At 59.5% G+C, this 18,828-nt stretch carries 18 protein-coding genes and 2 pseudogenes; 10 read left to right on the top strand and 10 right to left on the bottom strand.

Annotated features, from left to right (window positions below):
- Positions 1 to 70: 70 nt before the first annotated feature.
- From AC6JBC_RS04630 to AC6JBC_RS04600, 7 genes are read right to left on the bottom strand one after another with little or no spacing between them, the layout of a single operon-like run.
- Entirely contained in the window at positions 71 to 1,030 is a 960-nt protein-coding gene (locus tag AC6JBC_RS04630) for a glycosyltransferase family 2 protein (protein WP_498025641.1), read from the bottom strand.
- Positions 1,027 to 1,413, bottom strand: a complete 387-nt coding sequence (locus tag AC6JBC_RS04625) for a GtrA family protein (RefSeq protein WP_498025640.1) — start codon at positions 1,411 to 1,413, stop codon at positions 1,027 to 1,029. Before AC6JBC_RS04625 ends, AC6JBC_RS04630 begins: the two co-directional genes overlap by 4 nt.
- Positions 1,410 to 2,324: an NAD-dependent epimerase/dehydratase family protein gene (locus AC6JBC_RS04620; protein ID WP_498025639.1), complete on the bottom strand. Its 915-nt coding sequence runs from the start codon at positions 2,322 to 2,324 to the stop codon at positions 1,410 to 1,412. Before AC6JBC_RS04620 ends, AC6JBC_RS04625 begins: the two co-directional genes overlap by 4 nt.
- Positions 2,321 to 3,415, bottom strand: a complete 1,095-nt coding sequence (rfbG, locus tag AC6JBC_RS04615; RefSeq protein WP_498025638.1) for a CDP-glucose 4,6-dehydratase — start codon at positions 3,413 to 3,415, stop codon at positions 2,321 to 2,323. Before rfbG ends, AC6JBC_RS04620 begins: the two co-directional genes overlap by 4 nt.
- A complete protein-coding gene (gene rfbF, locus AC6JBC_RS04610) occupies positions 3,397 to 4,173 on the bottom strand; it encodes a glucose-1-phosphate cytidylyltransferase (protein ID WP_498025637.1) in 777 nt (258 codons plus the stop codon). Before rfbF ends, rfbG begins: the two co-directional genes overlap by 19 nt.
- A gap of 37 nt (positions 4,174 to 4,210) precedes the next feature.
- A complete protein-coding gene (locus AC6JBC_RS04605; protein WP_498025635.1) occupies positions 4,211 to 5,074 on the bottom strand; it encodes a transketolase family protein in 864 nt (287 codons plus the stop codon).
- On the bottom strand, positions 5,067 to 5,915 hold the full coding sequence (locus AC6JBC_RS04600; RefSeq protein WP_498025634.1) for a transketolase: 849 nt from the start codon (positions 5,913 to 5,915) through the stop codon (positions 5,067 to 5,069). The genes AC6JBC_RS04605 and AC6JBC_RS04600 overlap by 8 nt, the downstream gene beginning before the upstream one ends.
- A gap of 62 nt (positions 5,916 to 5,977) precedes the next feature.
- On the opposite strand from AC6JBC_RS04600, the gene AC6JBC_RS04595 reads away from it, so the two are divergent.
- From AC6JBC_RS04595 to AC6JBC_RS04565, 7 genes and pseudogenes are all read left to right on the top strand, one after another.
- On the top strand, positions 5,978 to 6,898 hold the full coding sequence (locus tag AC6JBC_RS04595; RefSeq protein ID WP_498025632.1) for a class I SAM-dependent methyltransferase: 921 nt from the start codon (positions 5,978 to 5,980) through the stop codon (positions 6,896 to 6,898).
- Positions 6,895 to 7,638, top strand: a complete 744-nt coding sequence (locus AC6JBC_RS04590) for a class I SAM-dependent methyltransferase (RefSeq protein ID WP_498025630.1) — start codon at positions 6,895 to 6,897, stop codon at positions 7,636 to 7,638. Before AC6JBC_RS04595 ends, AC6JBC_RS04590 begins: the two co-directional genes overlap by 4 nt.
- A 72-nt stretch (positions 7,639 to 7,710) precedes the next feature.
- Entirely contained in the window at positions 7,711 to 9,282 is a 1,572-nt protein-coding gene (locus AC6JBC_RS04585; protein WP_498025628.1) for a GtrA family protein, read from the top strand.
- Between the two features lie 150 nt (positions 9,283 to 9,432).
- The gene (locus tag AC6JBC_RS04580; protein WP_498025626.1) at positions 9,433 to 10,965 is read left to right on the top strand and encodes an ArnT family glycosyltransferase; all 1,533 of its coding nucleotides are present in this window, start codon (positions 9,433 to 9,435) and stop codon (positions 10,963 to 10,965) included.
- Positions 10,966 to 11,158: 193 nt separating this feature from the next.
- Entirely contained in the window at positions 11,159 to 11,611 is a 453-nt protein-coding gene (tnpA, locus tag AC6JBC_RS04575) for an IS66-like element accessory protein TnpA (protein WP_498025624.1), read from the top strand.
- Positions 11,608 to 11,826 (top strand): IS66 family insertion sequence element accessory protein TnpB, encoded by a 219-nt coding sequence (gene tnpB, locus AC6JBC_RS04570; protein ID WP_498025623.1) that lies wholly within the window; start codon positions 11,608 to 11,610, stop codon positions 11,824 to 11,826. The genes tnpA and tnpB overlap by 4 nt, the downstream gene beginning before the upstream one ends.
- Positions 11,813 to 12,229, top strand: a pseudogene (locus tag AC6JBC_RS04565) (transposase); the annotation flags it as partial. The gene tnpB and the pseudogene AC6JBC_RS04565, both read left to right, overlap by 14 nt.
- Before the next feature lie 285 nt (positions 12,230 to 12,514).
- Here AC6JBC_RS04565 and AC6JBC_RS04560 read toward each other — a convergent pair.
- Positions 12,515 to 12,913 (bottom strand): annotated as a pseudogene (locus tag AC6JBC_RS04560) (IS3 family transposase); the annotation flags it as partial.
- Between the two features lie 139 nt (positions 12,914 to 13,052).
- Here AC6JBC_RS04560 and AC6JBC_RS04555 point away from each other — a divergent pair.
- Together AC6JBC_RS04555 and AC6JBC_RS04550 are read left to right on the top strand one after the other, a co-directional pair.
- Positions 13,053 to 13,430 carry a TrbI/VirB10 family protein gene (locus tag AC6JBC_RS04555; RefSeq protein ID WP_498025621.1) on the top strand — a complete coding sequence of 126 codons (378 nt, stop codon included), beginning with the start codon at positions 13,053 to 13,055 and terminating at the stop codon, positions 13,428 to 13,430.
- 558 nt (positions 13,431 to 13,988) lie between these two features.
- On the top strand, positions 13,989 to 14,354 hold the full coding sequence (locus tag AC6JBC_RS04550; RefSeq protein ID WP_498025620.1) for a hypothetical protein: 366 nt from the start codon (positions 13,989 to 13,991) through the stop codon (positions 14,352 to 14,354).
- A 123-nt stretch (positions 14,355 to 14,477) separates the two neighbouring features.
- Here the strand turns inward: AC6JBC_RS04550 and AC6JBC_RS04545 are convergent, their stop codons facing one another.
- Both AC6JBC_RS04545 and AC6JBC_RS04540 read right to left on the bottom strand, forming a co-directional pair.
- Positions 14,478 to 15,377, bottom strand: coding sequence for a UTP--glucose-1-phosphate uridylyltransferase (locus AC6JBC_RS04545; protein WP_196226579.1), 900 nt, complete (start codon positions 15,375 to 15,377; stop codon positions 14,478 to 14,480).
- Between the two features lie 189 nt (positions 15,378 to 15,566).
- Entirely contained in the window at positions 15,567 to 17,252 is a 1,686-nt protein-coding gene (locus AC6JBC_RS04540; protein ID WP_196224280.1) for a glycosyltransferase, read from the bottom strand.
- A 409-nt stretch (positions 17,253 to 17,661) separates the two neighbouring features.
- Between AC6JBC_RS04540 and AC6JBC_RS04535 the strand changes: the two genes are divergently transcribed.
- Complete coding sequence (locus tag AC6JBC_RS04535) at positions 17,662 to 18,807, top strand: polysaccharide biosynthesis/export family protein (protein ID WP_498025618.1); 1,146 nt, start codon at positions 17,662 to 17,664, stop codon at positions 18,805 to 18,807.
- Positions 18,808 to 18,828: the final 21 nt, after the last annotated feature.

The following is an 18,828-nucleotide window of genomic DNA, read 5'->3' as shown; positions in this document are numbered from 1 at the left end:
TGCCACGTAGACACGCCACGTAATGGCCGTCCGCACCGACACTGTCAGTGATAGTCACGTCACTCAAAAGTCATGAACTGATTGAGAGGCCCATATTGATCCGCTCGCGCTCGATGACGAGTGGGCGTTTGCGGACCTGTGCATGGATGGACGTTACATACTCGCCCAGTATGCCCATGAAAGCGAGCTGGACGCCGGACAGGAAGAAAAGCGCGACGATCAGCGTCATAGTGCCACGGGGTGCCAGCTCGGGCCGTGCAATATAGACGCCAATCGAAGCGAGCGCGTAGAGAATGCACAGCGCCGCCATGGCGACGCCGACGAAGGTGCACAGGCGCATCGGTACATTGGTGAAGCTGAAAATGCCGTTCAGGGCCTGATCAATCAACCTGGGCAGATTATTCTTGGAGATGCCCGAGCGGCGTGCGGCCCAGGTGTAAGGAACGATGGCGCGGCGAAAGCCGACCGAAGCGATGATGCCGCGGATATAGGGATAATGATCGTCGTGGCTGACGACCGCTTCCCATACCTTACGATCCAGAAGCTGGAATTCGCCGACATTCACCGGAATGTCGATGTCGCTCAGGCTCCGCACCGTGCGGTAGAAGATCGCGCGGCAGCTGCGCAGCGCCACGCTCTCCTGCCGGTTAACGCGCGCGCCCGCGACCACCTCCACGCCGCTTTCCCACAGTCTCACGAACTCCGGGATCATCTCCGCCGGGTCCTGAAGGTCAGCGGGCAGGAACACCACCACCGCGTCGCCCGTAGCCGAACGCAAGGCATTGAAGTTGGAGCGGAACGGCCCATAATTGCGGGCGTTGAGGATCACCTTCATCGACGGATCGCTGTCGGCCAGCGTGCGAAGAATGTCTTGCGTGCCGTCGCTGCTGTCATTGTCGGCGAAGATATGCTCGCGCCCGTATACCTCCAGCGGCGCGCCGGGAGCGAACAGGGCGGCGACCGCGTCGCGGCATGCCTCTACATTGTCCGCCTCGTTGAAGCAGGGCGTCACGATGGAGATGGTCTTCATGAGGTCTGCTCCGGCGAAGCCGCAAACACGAAGCGGCGCATGGCTAGGAAGGTGAGGGCGAATATCGGCAGGATGACTGCCTGCGCCAACAGGGGGCCGAGCCCTGCGCGCATGAGAAGCTCGAGCGATAGAATGTTCAAGCTGAGCATCACGCCATAAACGGCGAGGAAACGTGGCAGCTTGCGCCAGTCGCGGGAGCGGAAGACGGCACTGGTCGTCAGGAAGTTGAAGAGGACGCCGGCAATACCTCCAACGATAACTGCCACGTGCGGAATTACGCCCAGCACCACCAGCGCACTGTACGCGCCATAGCCGAAGAGCGTGTTGATCCCGCCTGCGACAAGATATCCGATGAAGCGACGGTGTAGGGCGGGCGCGATCATGCCGCCAGCCTCAGCGCATCGACCACGGTGACAAGCCCATCTTCGATGGCGATGGTCGGGTTCCAGCCTGTCGCGGCGGTCAGGCGGCTGCAATCTCCCTCCAAATGCATGATCTGGCTGGGACCAAAGGGGATATCGCCAAAGCGAAGCTCAAGTCCGGGACAGGCAAGATCGCGGATGCGCTCGACGATCGATCGTACGGTGACGGCGCGCCCACTCGAAAGATTGAAGACGCCCTGCGCACTGTCGGTGAGCGCAGCGGCCAGTACGCCCCGCGCGGTGTCGGCAATGTGCAGATAATCCCATTTTTGGGTGCCCAGGCTGGTGCAAGGCGCCTGTCCGGCGAGGATCTGCGCGGCGACAGATGGGATCAACCAGTTGGGATTGTCGCCAGGGCCATAGGGCGAAAAGAGCCGCAGCCAGGCAAAGCCGATCCCGGCTTCTGTGGCACGCTGGCGCGTGAGATGGCACGCAGACAGCTTAGCGGCGCCATACAGAAGGAAAGGCTCGGTCGCTGCGCTTTCGTCGATGCGGCGGTCGTGCCGACCATATTCGGCTTGGCTGCCAATGCCGATGAAGCGGCGCGCACCAGCTGCGATACCAGCGTCAAGCAGCCCGACGGTCGTGCGGATATTATCGAGCTGGATGTCGCCTGCGCGGGCAGCACCGCCGACACCTTCCCAGGCGGAATGAATGATGATGTCGGGGCGGGCCTCCGCAATAGCGGCGCGCACGGCCTCGCCGTCGGCCAGATCGGCCACAGCGACAGCACATCTTCCTGCCAGCGCAACGACACGCGGTGAAGCCGGATTGCGCGCCAGCGCCGTCACCACATGGCCTTCGCGCGCGGCAAGATCGGCAACGGCCGCCCCGACAAAACCGCCCGCCCCGGTGACGAGAATCCGGCTCATGCCGACGCCATGGCGAGGAAATCCTCTGCTTGGGAATAGGTGGCGGCACGCTTGTCGGCCGCCTGATACCAGTTAGCGGTGAGCTTCAGCGCCCGATCAAGCGACAGGCGCGGGTGCCAGCTCAACGCCTCAGCTGCGGCCGAAGAGTCGAGCGTCAGCATCGCTGCTTCATGCGGATGCTCGCCGGGCTGTTTTGCCCAGGCCTGGGTCACACCCCAATGCCCTGCCAGCAGATCGATCACTTCACGCACGCTCGCCATATCGGTGGGCGCAGGACCGAAATTCCAGCCCCGCGCGAAACCGGCAGGATCATCGGCCAATGCCTCTGCCAGCAGCAGATAGCCGGTCAGCGGCTCCAGCACATGCTGCCACGGACGCACCGCTTCAGGGTTACGGATTTCCACCGCTTGGCCAGCGGAAAAGGCGCGGATCGCGTCGGGCACCAGTCGATCGGCCGACCAGTCGCCGCCGCCGATGACATTGCCCGCCCGCGCGGTGGCAACGCCAGTGCCCCGTGTCCCAAGAAAGCTGTCGCGCCAGCAGGCGCTTACCAGCTCAGCACAGGCCTTGCTGTTGGAATAGGGATCATGCCCGCCAAGTGGGGCATCCTCGCGATAGCCTTCGAGGCGGCCATCATTGACATAGCATTTGTCGGTCGTGACCGAGACAATCGTGCGCACCGATGCAGTCTTGCGGCAGGCTTCGAGCACATGTGCGGTGCCCATCACATTAGTGCGATAGGTTCCGAGCGGGTCGCCGTAGGAAGCGCGTACCAGCGGCTGCGCGGCGAGATGCAGAACGATGTCAGGCTGCGCGTCGGCGACGATCGCCTCGACGGCCGCAGCATCGCCAATGTCGGCGAGATGATGGTCGCAGAGCGCCGCCCCGCCTACACAGTCGAACATCGACGGCACCGTGTCCGGTGCCAGCGCCAGCCCCGTGACCTTCGCCCCCAGTATATCGAGCAGCACCAGTAACCAGCTTCCCTTGAAGCCCGTATGCCCGGTCAGCAGCACGCGCCGCCCCGCCCAGAAGGCAGGATCCGGCGCCACCGCCCGCGCAGCGTGGCGCTTCAGTGCCAGGTCTTCCATGGAGCCTCTTGCCGTTCCCACATGCTTTCGAGCATCTGGCGGTCGCGCAGCGTGTCCATCGGCTGCCAGAAACCGTTATGGAAAAAGGAGCGCAGTTCGCCATCGTCGGCAAGTGCCTCCAACGGCTCGCGTTCCCAAACGCAGGCGTCGCTGTTGCTCAGATAATTGCCGACCGAGCGGTTGAGGACAAAGAAGCCGCCATTGATCCAGCCCCCTTCATCAAGCGGCTTTTCCGCAAAGGCGGCGACCCGATCACCGTCAAGGTCGAGCTGGCCATAGCGGCTCGCCGGGCGCACCGCGGTCACTGTTGCCTTGCGGCCATGCGAGCGGTGGAAGTCGATCGCCGCGCCGACATTGAGATCGCTGACACCGTCGCCATAGGTCAGGCAAAAATCTTCGTCCTCGCCTAGATATTGCATTGCCTGACGCAGGCGGCCGCCGGTCATCGTCTCCGCGCCGGTATCGATCAGCGAGATTTTCCAATCCTCGCAGGCGTTGCGATGCACGTCGGTTGTGCCGCGCCGCAAGTCGATCGTCACGTCCGACATGTGGAGCGCGTAGTTGAAGAAATATTCCTTGATCATGTAGCCCTTGTAGCCAAGGCACACGATGAACTCGTCCACGCCATGCTGGGCATATATCTTCATGATATGCCACAGGATCGGCTTGCCGCCGATCTCCACCATGGGCTTGGGTCGGACCGAGGTTTCTTCGGCGAGGCGGGTGCCGAGGCCCCCTGCAAGGATGATCGCTTTCATGGGAACTATCCTATGAACAGGCGTGGTAAAGAAGCTGTTAAAGGGTGAGGCCGCCGATCCTGTTGAGCGTGGCTTGTCCCGCTACCATGTCGCAAATCTCAGGTGACAGTGCGATCGGCTCGATCCGCGCAGCAGCTGGCGTTCCCGCGACGCTCTCTGTCAGCCACGAGCCAAAGCCGCCATCGGCGAGATGATCTTCCAGCGTCGTCACTCGGCTATGCCGCGCCAGTTGCGCGGGCTGATCGGCCTTGGCCGCCATGCTCCAGAGCGGCAGCGACCAGACAGCGCGGCCCTCTGCACGGTCAAGCGCCGCTCCCAGCGCCGCCCCGGTGGACAGCATGACCTCATCACCGGCGCCCTCGCGTACGGGAACCCAGCGGCCCGGCGCCACGTCGGGGATGTTCTCGTGAAAGCGCGGCTCGCCTGCCTTGCCGAGGCGCAGGTAGGAAGGCCCCGGATTAGCCACCAGCCAACGCAGGCAGGCCCGCGTTTCCAGCGGATCGCCAGGAGCAGCGATGGTCATGTGCGGCATCGACCGCATCAGTGCATAGTCCTGGACGGCATGATGCGAATAGCCGAGCGCGCCATAGGAAACGCCGCCGCCCACCGCGACCACTGTCACGGGCAAGCGATGATGGTCGACATCGTTGCGGACCTGCTCGGCGCAGCGGAAAGTCGGGAAATTGGCGATGGAATAGGTGAAGACATGATAGCCTTCGCTGGCCATCCCGGCGGCGAGCCCGGTCATATTCTGCTCTGCCACCCCGGCATTGATGAAGCGGTCGGGGAAGCGATCGGCAAATTCCTCGATCACGCTGTAGCCAAGGTCACCGACGACCAGCGCGATATTGTCATGGGCTTCGGCGAGCGTGCTCAGTTCTTCGATGAAGGCGTTACGCATCGGCTTGCTCCCCTTCAATCTCGGCCAGCGCAGCCAGCAGCAGCTCGGGAGTGGGATTGCGGTAGTGCCACTCCACCTTATTTTCCATGAAGCTGACGCCCTTGCCCTTGGTCGTGTGCGCGATCAGCATCAGCGGCTTGCCGACTTCCCAAGGCGCGTCCCCCAGCGCATCGATCAGTGCGTCATGATCGTGCCCATCGACCTCGCGCACCGCCCAGCCAAAGGCCTCGAACTTCGAATGGAGCGGTTCCAAGCGCAGGGTTTCGTCGACCGTTCGCAGGCTCTGAAGCTTGTTATAGTCGATGATGCAGACCAGGTTATCAAGACTATGATGCGCCGCGAATAGGGCGGCTTCCCAATTGCTGCCCTCGCCCCATTCGCCATCGCTAGTCAGCACGACGGTTCGCCATGCGTGTCCCCGCCGTTTCGCGGCCAGTGCCTTGCCGGTGCCGAAGGGAAGGCCGTGCCCCAGCGCGCCGGTGGAAAATTCCGCGCCCGGCACCTTGTGGCTGATATGGGCCATCAGCATCGACCCGTCCGCGCCATAGGTTTCCAGCAGCGCCTGGTGGAAAAAGCCTGTTTCCGCGAGCGCCGCATAAACGGCAACGCAGGCGTGGCCTTTGGAGAGGATGAAACGGTCCCGCTCGCTATGCTCGGGAGCGGCAGGGCTTACCCGCAGAGCGCGCCCGTAAAGCACGGCCATGATGTCGGCGATCGACAGAGCTGATCCGATATGCGACGCCTTCGCCCGCGTCACCATGCGCAGGGTTTGACCGCGGATGCGCCGCGCCAGCGGTTCTGTTGCTTGCGGCATGGCCGCGATAAGGGACGCTTCTTTCATGCCCCAAGAAATCCCCCGACATGGTTAACATTTGATCAAGAAAGAGGGATTAGTCCAGCGGTATGAAGAATAAACCCGCCCCCCCTCTGCGTGCCTGTCCCCTGTGTGGGGCGGGAGCTGATGAGGCTGAACCCTTTCTGTCCGATACTCGCGACGAGAGCCGGGTCAGCGCATCGAGCTTCGCCTCGCGCAAGGTGCCGGAATATATGAGCCACGCCATGGTGCGTTGCCGGGCATGCGACCTTGCATATGTGGATCGTCCGCCGAGCGTTGCGGCGCTGGCGGCGAGCTATCATGAGGCTGATTACGATAGCGCCGAGGAAGCCGAAGACGCTGCGGACGCCTATGCACGCGCACTTGTCCCCGTTCTGGCACAGCTCAAAGGACGAGGGGCCGCGCTGGAAATCGGGACGGGCACTGCGGCTTTCCTCGACAAGCTAGGTAATGCAGGTTTCGCTGAGCTGGTCGGGGTAGAGCCATCCAGCGCGGCAATCGCCGCGGCACCCGCGCATCGCAAACCCTGGATCCGCGAAGGGATTTTCGAGGAGAAAGACTTTGCGCCCGCCAGTTTTGATCTGATCTGCTGCTTCATGACGCTGGAACATGTTCAAGATCCCGGTGCCCTCGTCGCGTCCGCCTGGCGATTGCTGAAGCCGGGCGGTGTTTTCGTCGGCGTGACACATGATCGCCGGGGGCTGCTCAACCGCTTGCTGGGGCGTCGGTCGCCGATCGTCGATATCGAACATATGCAGCTTTTCTCGGCTGCCAGCTCGAGACGGCTGCTCCAGCATAATGGCTATGAAGCGGTTGATGGCGCCAGTTTCAGGAACAGCTATCGGCCAAGCTATTGGTTGCGTTTGGTCCCGATACCTGATGGGTTGAAAGCGCCGATTACCCGTCTGCTGCGCGGATCACGGCTGGACCAGCGAAGGCTGTCGGCCAATGTCGGCAATTTCATGAGTTGGGGATTTAGGCCCTCATGACCGCTGCCTCTCCCCCGAGCTCTCCGCAGGCTGAAGTCACCGAGCATTTCCAGCCTATCCCCTTACGGTTCGGTTCGTCTCCTTTGTCGCGGGTCGCGTTCAAACTGCGCTGCGTCGTCGATTTGCAACTGGGCAGCATCTGGTCTTTCATCGGACCTAAACTTGCGCTGCTCAAAGGCAATCTGCTGGACGTAGGCTGTGGTGAAATGCCCTATCGCACATTCCTGCCGAAGCATATCGATTATGTCGGTATCGACGTGCCGCAAGCTGGAGCGTTCAGCATGCAGGGGCATGAGGAGATCATCTCCTTTGATGGCTATCACATCCCATTCCCGGATGCGACGTTCGACACAGTGTTGTGCACAGAAGTTCTGGAACACTCGCCTGAACCGGCGGCGCTGATCGCAGAAATAGGGCGCGTTCTGAAGCCAGGAGGAACATTGATCGCGACGGTGCCCTTTTCCGCACGCGTGCATTATGCTCCGCACGATTTCCATAGATTTTCGAAATATGCGCTTGCCAAAATGTTAGGTGCCTTCCCGGACGTCAGCATAGAGGAAAGGGGGCAACGATATCGCCGTCTTAGCCAACAAGATGGTTGTCCTCGCGGTCCGGATGATACACCCATCACGCTGGTCGCCTGTGCGCTGGCCGTTACTGCTATTGCTGGTGCCAATCGCGCTGTGCTTTCTCCTTCTGGCGCATCTAACCATGGCTATGAAGCTGGGGTCGTTGGATGATCCGTTGGGGTATGGCCTGACAGCGTGCAAGGAATTGGACGCGTCGAAGGAAAGATCAGGAGAAGCCGTTTAATGTTGGCGATTCACGGCGCTGCCCAGAGGTGCGACCGGCCCGGCTTTGCCGGATTGGCGGTGCGTTATCTGCCTGAAATCGCGCTTTGCCTCGCGGCTGCTGTCGCGTTGCTCGCGCTGCGTGACATACCGATAACGCATGACGTTGTCTGGCAGTTCTGGGTCGCTCGTCAGTTGAGCAACGGTTCCGTGCTTTATCGGGACATATGGGAACTTAATCCGCCGCTGTGGTTCTGGTCCGCAGTGCCTGTCCATCGCATGGCTGAATGGCTTCACGTCGCGCCTTTGCGGCTACTTGTGGTGTTGATCGTCGCAATGGGCGCCTTGAGCACCTATTTGACAGCGTATCTCGCCGATATTCGTTCGCCACGTCTCCGATTGACGACGATGTTGCTCGCATTCTGGCTAATGACTATCATGCCGCTCTACGATTTCGGGCAACGTGAGCAATTAGCGCTGATCTGTGCCTTTCCCTATGCAGCATTACTAGTGTGTCGCTCGACGGGGAAAGCGGTGCCGACGGCACTGGCGCTGCTGGTGGGTGCAATGGCGACCTATGGCTTTGCCCTGAAACATTATTTTGTAGTAGTTCCGATCATGCTCGAAATCTGGCTTTTCGCACGGGATCGCGCGGAGTGGCGGATCCTTCGCCCGGAAATAATGCTGCTGGCGGTTGGCGCGCTGACTTATGGATTGGCGGTCTTCATTTTCGCTCCTGCCTTCCTGACCGATGCGGTGCCCATGACCCGCATCGCCTATCATGGTTACGAATCTTCATGGGACATGATGTTTTTCCGCCCCTGGATCTACATCTGGGCCTTGATTTTGGCCTTTTTCCTGACGTTCGGCAGGGCTTTCGGCAAACGGGCCAACCCCCTGGTTTCAGTACTGCTCATCGTTGCTCTGGGCTTCGCCTTCGCCTATTTTCTGCAACGCAAAGGATGGCTGTATCATAGCGTGCCGGTGACAGGGGCCGCCGCTCTGGCTCTCGCAGTACGCATGCAAATGGCGGATTTGCGGCGGCCGATACCGGTTGTCATCGGCTCACTGATGATGATTCTGCCACTGCTCATGCCTCTCGCGACCGGACAGTATTTCAACTTCTTTCGGCAGGAAATACACCCGATCCTTTCCAAAGTCCCACGAGGGAGCTCTGTTTACATATTAACTGGCGAGCCGATGTGGGGATGGCCGACGTTCGAGGATCACGGGCTTCAGTGGAAGTCGCGCCTTCCGGTGTATTGGATGATCCCTGCCATCGGGCATGCCGAAGTGATTGGCCCCTATCCTAAAGCATTGCGCTTGTTAGGGGAGCGGATACAAAACCAGGCCGCGTTGGAAATACGCTGCTCTTCGCCAGCGATAATCCTGTTCGAACGACGCCCCAACTACGTGTTTCAACCAAGTAATTTTGATGTGCGGGCGTTTTTCTTGCGACAAGCCGATTTCAGAGCGTATCTGAACAATAACTACCGAGAAACGAAAGCCACTTGGTCGCTCTATGTCTACAGGCGCTTTACGCCGGACAAAACAGTATCAGCCGATCCGAAATGCCCGAACTTCGTCGCGTAGTTTGTGCCGACAGGCTGCGCTGTCCCATTGTCCTTCACGCTTGGGGGCTTGTGCCTGTTGAAGCAGGCAGCGGCATGGAATCTTTGACCAAGCGATAGAGCCAGATTGCTTGGAAATCGGTCTAGCTGAGATTTGCGTGGAGCAAGGATAATGAATGAATGCCGGATCAACGCTGGTCGGTTCTGGAATGCACCGCTGATAATAGCGATGGTGACGACATTCGCTATATTATTTTACTTCATTGGCAGGCCGGTTCCGATCCTAATTTGGGATGAAGGACGGATAATTATCAGCGCCATGGAGATGCGCCTCAGCGGCATCGGGCTTGTGACGACGTACGACTTTCATCAAGATCTTTGGAATACCAAGCCGCCGCTGCTCGTCTGGCTCATGACGGGAAGCATGGAATTACTTGGGCCAACCGAGTTCGCACTTCGACTCCCTTCTTTCCTCAGCGCAGTCGGGACGGTTTTGCTGGTCATGCTGTTTTTGCATCGGATCACGCGATCGGCCGCGATCGCTGCCTTTGGCGGCATCGCACTTGCAACAAGCATAAGTTTTTTCGGCGAACATGGCGCGCGAACGGCCGATTATGACGCTTTGCTAACCTTCTTCACGACCGGCTATCTGATGTTGCTGTTCTTCGCGATGCACCGTTCGCATCCCCCAAGAACTTGGCTGCTGCTCGCCGGCCTGATGGGGGCGGGCGCGCTCATGACCAAGGGCGTGGCTGGTGCGATTCCCGGTGCCGGTTTTTTGCTCTACCTCTTGATCGCCCGTCGCTCTCATAGAGTATTCAAGAATGCGCATTACCTCGTTGGTGCGCTCCTCGGCATCGCCCCTATTCTGTTATTTTTGATCCTACGTGAAAGAGCAGCTCCGGGTTATCTGGAAGCCATGATTTATAATGATGTCAGCGGCCGCTTCAAAGAGGCTTTGGACAATCATGCCGGACCGCCCTGGTATTATGTCGACAACACGTTTTTCGGTGGGCTGTTCAGCTTGGGATTGGCGGCATTGCTGTCCCCCTTCACACTGCCAATCACGCGGGGACGCGTACGCCTTGCACTGATTTTTTCCTGCTGTATCGCTTTCGCGCAACTTGTCGTTCTTATGATGACGAGCACAAAGCTCAGCCATTATTATCTTGCAGCCTATCCTTTCGTAGCAATCGCGAGCGCGCTGGCCTTCCACGCCGCCTTTATCCATTTTCGCGCACGCGTGAGTTCCGGAACGCTCCCGCGGTACGGACTATGGGTGGTCGTCATAGTGCCGACATTGCTTCTTATATTTGGTGTGGCAAAGGCGTTCGATGTCGATCGGACTTTGCTGTTCGAGCGTGAACATTATCCGCGTACGCGCTACGGCATCCTTCTGGATGCACTTTCTAATCAACGCGCGCCAATATTAGCGATAGAACCTGGCTGGCAAATACCAGACGATCACCATTACGCGCCCGAGTTACGATATTATATGATGGTCGCTCGCGAAAAGAAACGCGTGGTGCAGCAGGCGGGCGACCTACGTGGCCTGATTTCCATACCTTCCAACGTGATTTTGGCGACTTGTGATCCATTGACTGCGTCACGCTTGAAAGCGCAGGTAGCAATCGTGGCTGAGAGGGATGGCTGCATTGCGGGCCGCAAAGCTCGGATCGGCTTCGACCGTGTACTCAGACCTTAGGAGCCGCGCTATTCGATGTCAGTCACAAGCCGATCAGTAGCCAGCATGTCACCCGTGCCATCGCACAGGAACCATGGAATTCTCCCTGTGCGACGTGCGCCATCAATGTAAACGGGGCCGGGGCCCCACCTTGCGGGCGTAAAGGGTAGCCTTGATTCTGCGCGTCCTGATCAGGACGGAGGATGCTGGTGCTATGACAATGCCATGTGACGATACTGGCATTAGCGGGGTTCAGCGGTTCGAGGTTTTTACCGGCGCGGGCAATCGGCGCGACTGGCCGCGAGAGGTGAAGGCCGCGATTATCGCAGAGAGCTATTCCAAGCAGGAGACGGTCTGCGCGGTTGCCCGTCGACACGGCCTTAGCCCATCGCAGCTGTTCACCTGGCGGCGGCAGCTGCGCAAGCAGATGGAAGCCCGCGGCGTTGCGCTGCCAGTCGCCCCCACGATGGCGCCCGCGTTCGTCCCCGCGATTATCGAGGAGCCGCCGTCGAGCGGACCGGCTCCGGCGATGCGCCCGCGGAAGCAGGCGCGTGCAAAGAACAGCGCAGTCGAGCTGGAGATAGACGGCGTAGCGGTGAAGATCGGCCGCGGTGCCGATGCGAGCATCATCACCGTAGTGATCGAAGCCCTTAGGGCGACGCGATGATCGGACCAGGAGTTGGTGCCCGCGTGATGGTAGCGACCCGCCCTGTGGATTTTCGCAAAGGGCCGGACGCCTTGGCCGGATTGGTGAGCGCGCAATATGGCGGCGATGCCTTTTCCGGCGTGATCTACGTCTTCCGGGCCAAGCGTGCTGACCGGGTCAAGCTGATCTGGTGGGACGGGACCGGCCTGTGCCTGATGGCGAGCCCGCGAAGATGAAGTCGCTCGTCGGCTGATGACCATCCCCGGCGTTGGACCGATAGCTGCGACAGCGATCGCAGCACTCGCACCTGCTGCAGCGACATTCAAACGGGGGCGTGACTTTGCCGCCTGGCTTGGCCTTACGCCCCTGCAGAAATCTACAGGCGGAAAAACCAAGCTGGGGCGGACGTCCAAGATGGGCGAGCGCACACTGCGGCGATTGCTGATCATTGGCAGCAGTGCTGTTGTGCGTCAGGCCAGCAAACGAGGTGCGACTGAAGGTTCGTGGCTTGCTCGAATGCTGGCTCGAAAGCCGCGTATGCTGGTGACCGTGGCCCAGGCGAATAAGACAGCGCGGATCGTTTGGGCACTGCTCATGAAGGAAGAGGATTACAAAGCTCCGGTGATAATGGCGGTATAGCGCCGCCAAAGTCACAAGAGGTCGTCGGAAGACGCAGTCGGTCGAAGGAGGGTATGGCACAACAGTCGGCGAGACGGGGTCAAAAAACCAGACCGTTACAATGTGCACAAAGCACGCGGACTTGATTTGGATTTGACCCGCGGACTCCCATACAGGCCCGCAGTACATCCTGCATAATGAGGCCGGACAGATGGCAGCATCCGACTACGCGCCGAACCCAATTTTCCGCTTGCGTCCGAAGGGGCGTCCACAGATGTAACGGTTTTGTGCCGGTCACTTATCTCATTATGCCACCTTGGCCTCGAACGCGAGCGGGCTGATGCCGCCCAGAAATGAATGGCGTCGCCGGGAGTTGTAGAAGCCGTTGATGTACTGGAAGATGGCAGCTTCCGCCTGTCGCCGGGTTGGCCAGTTCTGCCGCCAGATCATTTCCGCCTTCAGGGATTTGAAGAAGGTCTCGACGGCGGAGTTGTCGTAGCAGTTGCCCTTGCCGCTCATTGATGGACGCAGGCCATAGGCCTGCAGCTTCTTCTGATAATCATAGGAGCAATATTGGCTGCCGCGATCCGAATGGAAAAGGCAGCCCTCAGGTGGCTGGCGCAGGCGTACAGCCATATCCAGCGCTCGGATCGCCAGATCCTTCTTCATCCTGTCGCTGACCGCCCAGCCCACGACGCGGCGGCTACCCGGCGATCTAGGGCGTCCAATCCTGCGTGCCCAAGAACGGACCGAAGCGGCTGTCGCCCCCACGCAGGTCGATACAGCGGCAGCGGCGCGGCAACAGCGGCTCGCCGACATCAAGGCGGCGCGGGAGTCGGGGCTCATGGCACAGACCACGTCCGGCCGCGGTGCCGCGACGCCAGCCTCGTCCGACGCAACCGTGGCCATGTCCGGAGTCCCAGCCGCCAATTCGACGGCCGCCGGCACGCGCAAGGAGCAATTCGCTTCGACGCGGGATACGGATGGCGACCTCAATTCCGGGCGGCTGGCCGCGCCGATATCACGCAACAGCCTGCTTGCGGGCAGCGTGATCGCGGCAAGCCTCATCACCGGCCTCAATTCCGACCTGCCGGGGATGGTGATAGCGCAGGTGACACAGAACGTCTACGACACGGTGACGGGCGGCATCCTGCTCGTGCCGCAGGGTGGCCGAGTTGCACCGCCCGCTACAGCTAAATGGTTTGCTTCGTCGTGTCGATAAAAGAACCTGCGAAGGCGGCCGTCCGCCCGCCCGATGCGGCAGCCCCTCATGAGGCGCAACACACTGGCGTGATGCCGATGGCATCCCCTGAACCTCACGGCGCCACCATCTCCGCTTCCGACGGAGGCAGATCGTCGCCTCGCGCATCCACTACCGCTTCCGGCGAGTCCCTCCTCACCCCGCGCGACATACTGACACGGCTCAACTTGACCAGTGCCGATCCCGCCAAATGGATGCGACGTACCTTCGAGAAACATGGCGTTCCCTACGTCCGCGCGAGCGGCAAGGTGCGTGCGACGGAGCGACAATATCAGATGTTATTGGAAAAGATCACGTACTCTCCCTTCGCCACCGTGGGAAGAACGGCATTTACTATATCCAAAGCTCAGTCACGCTCGGCGATAAGCGCATCGACGTCAAAGAGTTCAGTTCAAGAACGAGTGACGCGGATGCTGCGTCACACCTGATGGCCGAATATGAGACCAAGCTGCGGCATCAGCTGATGTTTGGTCGCGCAGGGAATTATCGCCGACGCCTTCGACCGCCCTGCCCGACATATTGCGGATCGGCAAGCTCAATGAACGGATCGGCGAGCTGTCGCTACAGGAACCCAAGCAGGCATGGGGGCAATTCCGGCGGACCTACCTTACGACCTACGTTACCGACCATGCGCCTGACGGCCAGGACACCCGGCTTACACCGATGCCAGGCGGCAATCCCCTCAAGAACCAGCACAAGATGGCCTGCAAGCGGACCGGGATCGACGACTTCACTATCTATGACTGGCTCCATCATTGGGCGTCGCACTGTGTGATGACCGGCATCGATCTCATCACCATCATGCATATGGGTGGCTGGAAGTCGCTTAGGATGGCCCAGCGCTACGCCAAGCGTGAGCTCCGATCACATGCGAGGGTCGATTGATAAGCTAGGACTGACGGATTCCGTCGGCTTCAACGGCGAGTCGGTGATGATCGATTCCACCTGCATGCGCCTCCACAACGTTAACTAATTCATCCACCCCACCTAACGATAGCAGTTCAATTATCAAGCTGTAGCCGCGACCTCGCTGAAGCCCAGTTCGGCCAGAGCGAAGCGGCGGACCTGTTCGCTCAAGTCCTCGCGCTCCAGTGCCAGCACCAGATTGGCCTCGATATAGCCCGCCTTGGAGCCGCAGTCGAAGCGGCGGCCATCGAAGGTCACGCCGTGGAAAGGCTGCTTGCCGATCAGTGACGCCATGGCGTCGGTCAGCTGGATCTCGCCGCCCGCACCCTTTTCCTGCGTTTCCAGTATCTTCATGACCTCGGGCTGCAAGATATAGCGGCCCGGCAGGATCAGGTTGGAGGGCGCAGTGCCCGGAGTCGGCTTTTCCACCAACCCCTTGACCTCGGTCAGCGCACCGTCGCGCGACCCCGGATCGATCACGCCATAGCTTGGCGTCTCCGCCATCGGCACTTCGAGCGCGCAGACCAGATTGCCGCTAACCTTGTCATAGGCTTCGACCATCTGCTTTAGGCAGCCGCGTCCCGGCTTGCCCTTCATGAACTCGTCGGGCAGCAGGATGGCAAAGGGCTCGTCGCCGACAATATCGCGCGCGCACCAGATCGCATGGCCCAGGCCCAGCGGCTCCTGCTGGCGCAGGAACACGGCATTGCCCGGCGCCAGACGGGTGCCGTCCAGCGCGGACAGGTCCTTGCCCCGCTCCCGCTGTGTGGCTTCGGTCTCATAAGCCATGTCGAAATAGTCCTCGATCGCCCCTTTGCCGCGGCCAGTGACGAAGATCATCTGTTCGATGCCAGCTTCCCGCGCCTCGTCCACCGCATATTGGATGAGCGGGCGGTCAACGACCGGCAGCAGCTCCTTGGGCACCGACTTGGTCGCAGGCAAGAAGCGTGTGCCGAGACCCGCCACGGGGAAGACGGCTTTGCGGATCGGATTCGGTTTCATCACGCCCCTTCAGAACTCAGAAGGGGTTGCCTAGATCATATCTCATGACCCTATGCAATGATGGTTCTGCGATTTATACCAACCTCTGTGATGCTGAATCACGAGGGAGTTTTTCCTCCTTCGGCTCGCTTGATCATCTCAAATATCGCGATCATTTGCTTCAGGCAAACGACATGGATCCTTCCACAATCAACGTAATTTCGGGACATGCGCCAGAGGAACGGGCTGGGCAAAATATCGCATCATTCCCGTCAGCGCGCATGCGCATAGCCACAGCGCCCGCCAAGTAGCCCACCGATCGTATCGAAAAGCGCCACGTATGTTGCCGTCTTTGTCATGTTCCACGACAAAGGAAGGACGGCTGACATAATCAGGCCGCCAGACTGTATCAGGCGGAAGGCTCAGCGCCGCCGTCTTTCGCCGAGGCAAAAGCAGATCGGCAAGCAGGCGCCCTTTCATCGTCAGGGATCGACGCAACCCATGTAGACGCCTCGGCTCGGCCATCGAATGCACAGTTCCTATCGAAGCGAGCGCGGCGTCGCCATGACGACGCGTATCGGCCAGCAGAGCATTATGTTCGCGATAGGTCCAAGCCGCCATGGCCGCAGGACCGGCGTTGAACGCACAAATGCCAAGCGTCATTGCCCGCACGCGATCATAATCATAACGTAGCAGATGATGATAGAAGCCGGCTAGCAGTTTGCGAATTGCTGCGGATCGCCCCACGCGACGGTGAATGGCGTTGGCGAACAAGCTGTTCCTGCGATCATAGAACATGTGCCATGCTGCCGATTTCGCAGCAAAGGGCAGGTGCCATACCGCTATTCCTGGCCAACCCACTGTCGGCAGGCCTGCTCGTTTCAGGCGATAGCCATATTCGACATCATCGCCACGAATGAAACACGGCATGGGCAAGCCAACAATGTCGAGGGCCTCCAGGGGGAGTGCAAAGCACCACCAGCCATTGAAATCCGGTTTGTGGATGCGGGCGAGGAAATCGACGCCGGTCGCGTCGGCGACATCGCAGCCCCCTTTGGGCGCGACATGATGGATGCCAAAACCGCCTGGCTGCAAATAATCGCCAGCTGAAAAAAGATGGGAGCGGGCGTGATAGTCAAACATGGCGCCGCCCACGCAGAATGGTTTGTCGCTCCAAGCCAGTATCGCCGCCATGCGCGGCACGATATCTGTTGGTAGATCGATATCGTCATCCATCAATATTATGTGGCTGGCCCGTTCGGCGCAATAATGCTCCAACATTCCGCGCGTAAATCCGCCGGCGCCCCCGCGATTTTCCTGATCAATGAAGCGTACCGGCATGTGAGAAGGCGCGGCGTCCGACAAACGTTCGCCTAGACCCGGAGCGCCATGATTGACGATCAATAGTTCATGATCGGAGAGTTGACCGGCCAATTTCTTCAGATTTTCTCGAAGAAAAGCTTCTCGCTCATAGGTCGTTATCACCAATCCAAGTCGGACCTGACGCGGCGGTGGAACCGGCGCACACCAACCCATGGCCCTCAAAGTTGCACCCCGAGCGTCGTCGATTTCGATTTGCAGGCTACTTTCGCCAGCTTCGGCCAAGGGAACTGACAGGACAACAAGTGCCCCTTCGTCGCCACCATGTCCGCACCATTGGGCCAAGACTTGTTCGTCGCGGCTCTCCGCATCGCGCCGCAAGAGGGTAACACGGGCAGCCCCATATAGCGTGCCACGCCATTCCACCTGGCGCAAAGAGGAAAACTCTCGCCAGTAGCTCTCGAAAAAGGCGTCGAACAAGCCGCCCAGGCGCTGGGCGCCTTCGCCACAATATAATGCGCCCTCCTCAGCGCTCCATCCCTTTAGCAGGGAGGGTTGAGCGAGGTCCGGAGACATCAGACAGCGCATAAGACAAAGATTGTCGGCCAACTCATTACCTGCTGTTGTCATGGTCATCGGCCCCTTAGCTGACTTTCATCCCCCGTTGAAACCTATTCCGGCATTGGTGGTGAACTGGATCAGCAAATCTATATTCGTCCTCCCCTTGCTGCCAGGCTCATCAAGGCGAGGCCTTCGCCGAAAGTTCTTTATCACAAGCGCTGCACTCTGGTGCGCAGCTTTCCCAACTTGCTTCTGGCGGTCCCCAAACCAACACCAGATTACAGAGGGGAGGCCAAGCTTGTGTTGCCTAGGGGGCTGAGCTAAGGCGCTCGGGCTACGCCATTGGAGTTCGATCGCATTGATAACCACAGCGATTAGAGAAAGACGCACTAGGCGATCTTTGAGCGTTGCGCGGTCCAGCAAAATGGCCATGATTCTTGTCATGGGACTGTTGTCGGGCTGCGCTAATTCTTCTTTTGTCAGCCGTGACGGTCCTTCGCTGGGCCAGATCAAACGCACTACAGATGCGAGTCAGAGCGCTTTGTTGATCGAAGTGACGGATGGCATCGCGCGTCAGGTGAGCGAAGCCTATAAGGCCGCCGGATTTGCCGAAAAATTTGGCCTGGGTCAGCCCTACGGCGCATTGATTGGGTCCGGCGATAATTTGCAGATCACCCTGTTTGAAGCACCTCCGGCGCTTTTGTTCGGCTCGCCTCAACTAACCGGCAACACCATGCAGATAGGCAATGGTCAGCGCGGTACCAGCTTTCCAGAACTAATGGTTGACGACGCGGGGCAGGTGGATGTTCCCTTTGCCGGGCGCATTAATGTGATAGGGCGCTCCCCAAGGGAAGTCGCTGCTCAGATCGTCTCTCGTCTTCGTGGCAAGGCGCACGATCCACAGGTTGTGGTTAATATTTCCAAAGACGCCGCCTCAGCGGTAACGGTCGTTGGCGAAGTGGCGGCCACCACTCGGATGCCGTTGACCTTTAAGGGGGAACGCCTGCTGGACGCGCTGGCAGCAGCCGGAGGAAGCAAGCAGCCTGTTGACAAGGTCAGTCTTGAATTGACGCGCGGCTCACGTCACGCGACCATGGCCCTGAATGATCTGATAGCACAGCCTAACCAGAATATATATCTTCGTCCAGGCGATGTCGTGACCATTTCCTACAAGTCTGCCAGCTTTACGGTTCTTGGCGCAACAGGACGGAACGACGAAATCGAATTCGAGGCGCGGGGCATCACGTTGGCCCAGGCGCTTGGACGCATGGGCGGATTGCGTGATGATCGCGCCAATCCGCGTGGTGTCTTTATATTTCGCTTGGAAGATCCTGCGGCTCTGGGCGATGCTGGGCATAATATTCCGGTCAACCCTGATGGGAAGATCCCAGTAATTTATCGGATCAATTTGCGCGATCCGGTATCATTTTTTGCTGCGCAGCGGTTTAAGATGCAAAATCACGACATGGTATACGTCACCAATGCACCGATTAGCGATGTCCAGAAATTCGTTAACATCATCGGGGCAGCAATATATCCGATTGTAACAATTCAAGCTGCTGGGCTCTGATGCTTCTCCGATATTCTACAA

Source organism: Sphingobium sp. RC1 (assembly GCF_059738765.1).
Note: the sequence above shows the minus strand (reverse complement) of the source record. Positions and strands in the feature narration are given on the sequence as shown.

What these genes read in the sequence shown, in the direction of transcription:
- AC6JBC_RS04630 (WP_498025641.1), bottom strand. Translation starts at nt 1,030, where the DNA reads ATGAAGACCATCTCCATCGTGACGCCCTGCTTCAACGAGGCGGACAAT.
- AC6JBC_RS04625 (WP_498025640.1), bottom strand. Translation starts at nt 1,413, where the DNA reads ATGATCGCGCCCGCCCTACACCGTCGCTTCATCGGATATCTTGTCGCA.
- AC6JBC_RS04620 (WP_498025639.1), bottom strand. Translation starts at nt 2,324, where the DNA reads ATGAGCCGGATTCTCGTCACCGGGGCGGGCGGTTTTGTCGGGGCGGCC.
- rfbG (WP_498025638.1), bottom strand. Translation starts at nt 3,415, where the DNA reads ATGGAAGACCTGGCACTGAAGCGCCACGCTGCGCGGGCGGTGGCGCCG.
- rfbF (WP_498025637.1), bottom strand. Translation starts at nt 4,173, where the DNA reads ATGAAAGCGATCATCCTTGCAGGGGGCCTCGGCACCCGCCTCGCCGAA.
- AC6JBC_RS04605 (WP_498025635.1), bottom strand. Translation starts at nt 5,074, where the DNA reads ATGCGTAACGCCTTCATCGAAGAACTGAGCACGCTCGCCGAAGCCCAT.
- AC6JBC_RS04600 (WP_498025634.1), bottom strand. Translation starts at nt 5,915, where the DNA reads ATGAAAGAAGCGTCCCTTATCGCGGCCATGCCGCAAGCAACAGAACCG.
- AC6JBC_RS04595 (WP_498025632.1), top strand. Translation starts at nt 5,978, where the DNA reads ATGAAGAATAAACCCGCCCCCCCTCTGCGTGCCTGTCCCCTGTGTGGG.
- AC6JBC_RS04590 (WP_498025630.1), top strand. Translation starts at nt 6,895, where the DNA reads ATGACCGCTGCCTCTCCCCCGAGCTCTCCGCAGGCTGAAGTCACCGAG.
- AC6JBC_RS04585 (WP_498025628.1), top strand. Translation starts at nt 7,711, where the DNA reads ATGTTGGCGATTCACGGCGCTGCCCAGAGGTGCGACCGGCCCGGCTTT.
- AC6JBC_RS04580 (WP_498025626.1), top strand. Translation starts at nt 9,433, where the DNA reads ATGAATGAATGCCGGATCAACGCTGGTCGGTTCTGGAATGCACCGCTG.
- tnpA (WP_498025624.1), top strand. Translation starts at nt 11,159, where the DNA reads ATGACAATGCCATGTGACGATACTGGCATTAGCGGGGTTCAGCGGTTC.
- tnpB (WP_498025623.1), top strand. Translation starts at nt 11,608, where the DNA reads ATGATCGGACCAGGAGTTGGTGCCCGCGTGATGGTAGCGACCCGCCCT.
- AC6JBC_RS04555 (WP_498025621.1), top strand. Translation starts at nt 13,053, where the DNA reads ATGGCACAGACCACGTCCGGCCGCGGTGCCGCGACGCCAGCCTCGTCC.
- AC6JBC_RS04545 (WP_196226579.1), bottom strand. Translation starts at nt 15,377, where the DNA reads ATGAAACCGAATCCGATCCGCAAAGCCGTCTTCCCCGTGGCGGGTCTC.
- AC6JBC_RS04540 (WP_196224280.1), bottom strand. Translation starts at nt 17,252, where the DNA reads ATGTCTCCGGACCTCGCTCAACCCTCCCTGCTAAAGGGATGGAGCGCT.
- AC6JBC_RS04535 (WP_498025618.1), top strand. Translation starts at nt 17,662, where the DNA reads ATGGCCATGATTCTTGTCATGGGACTGTTGTCGGGCTGCGCTAATTCT.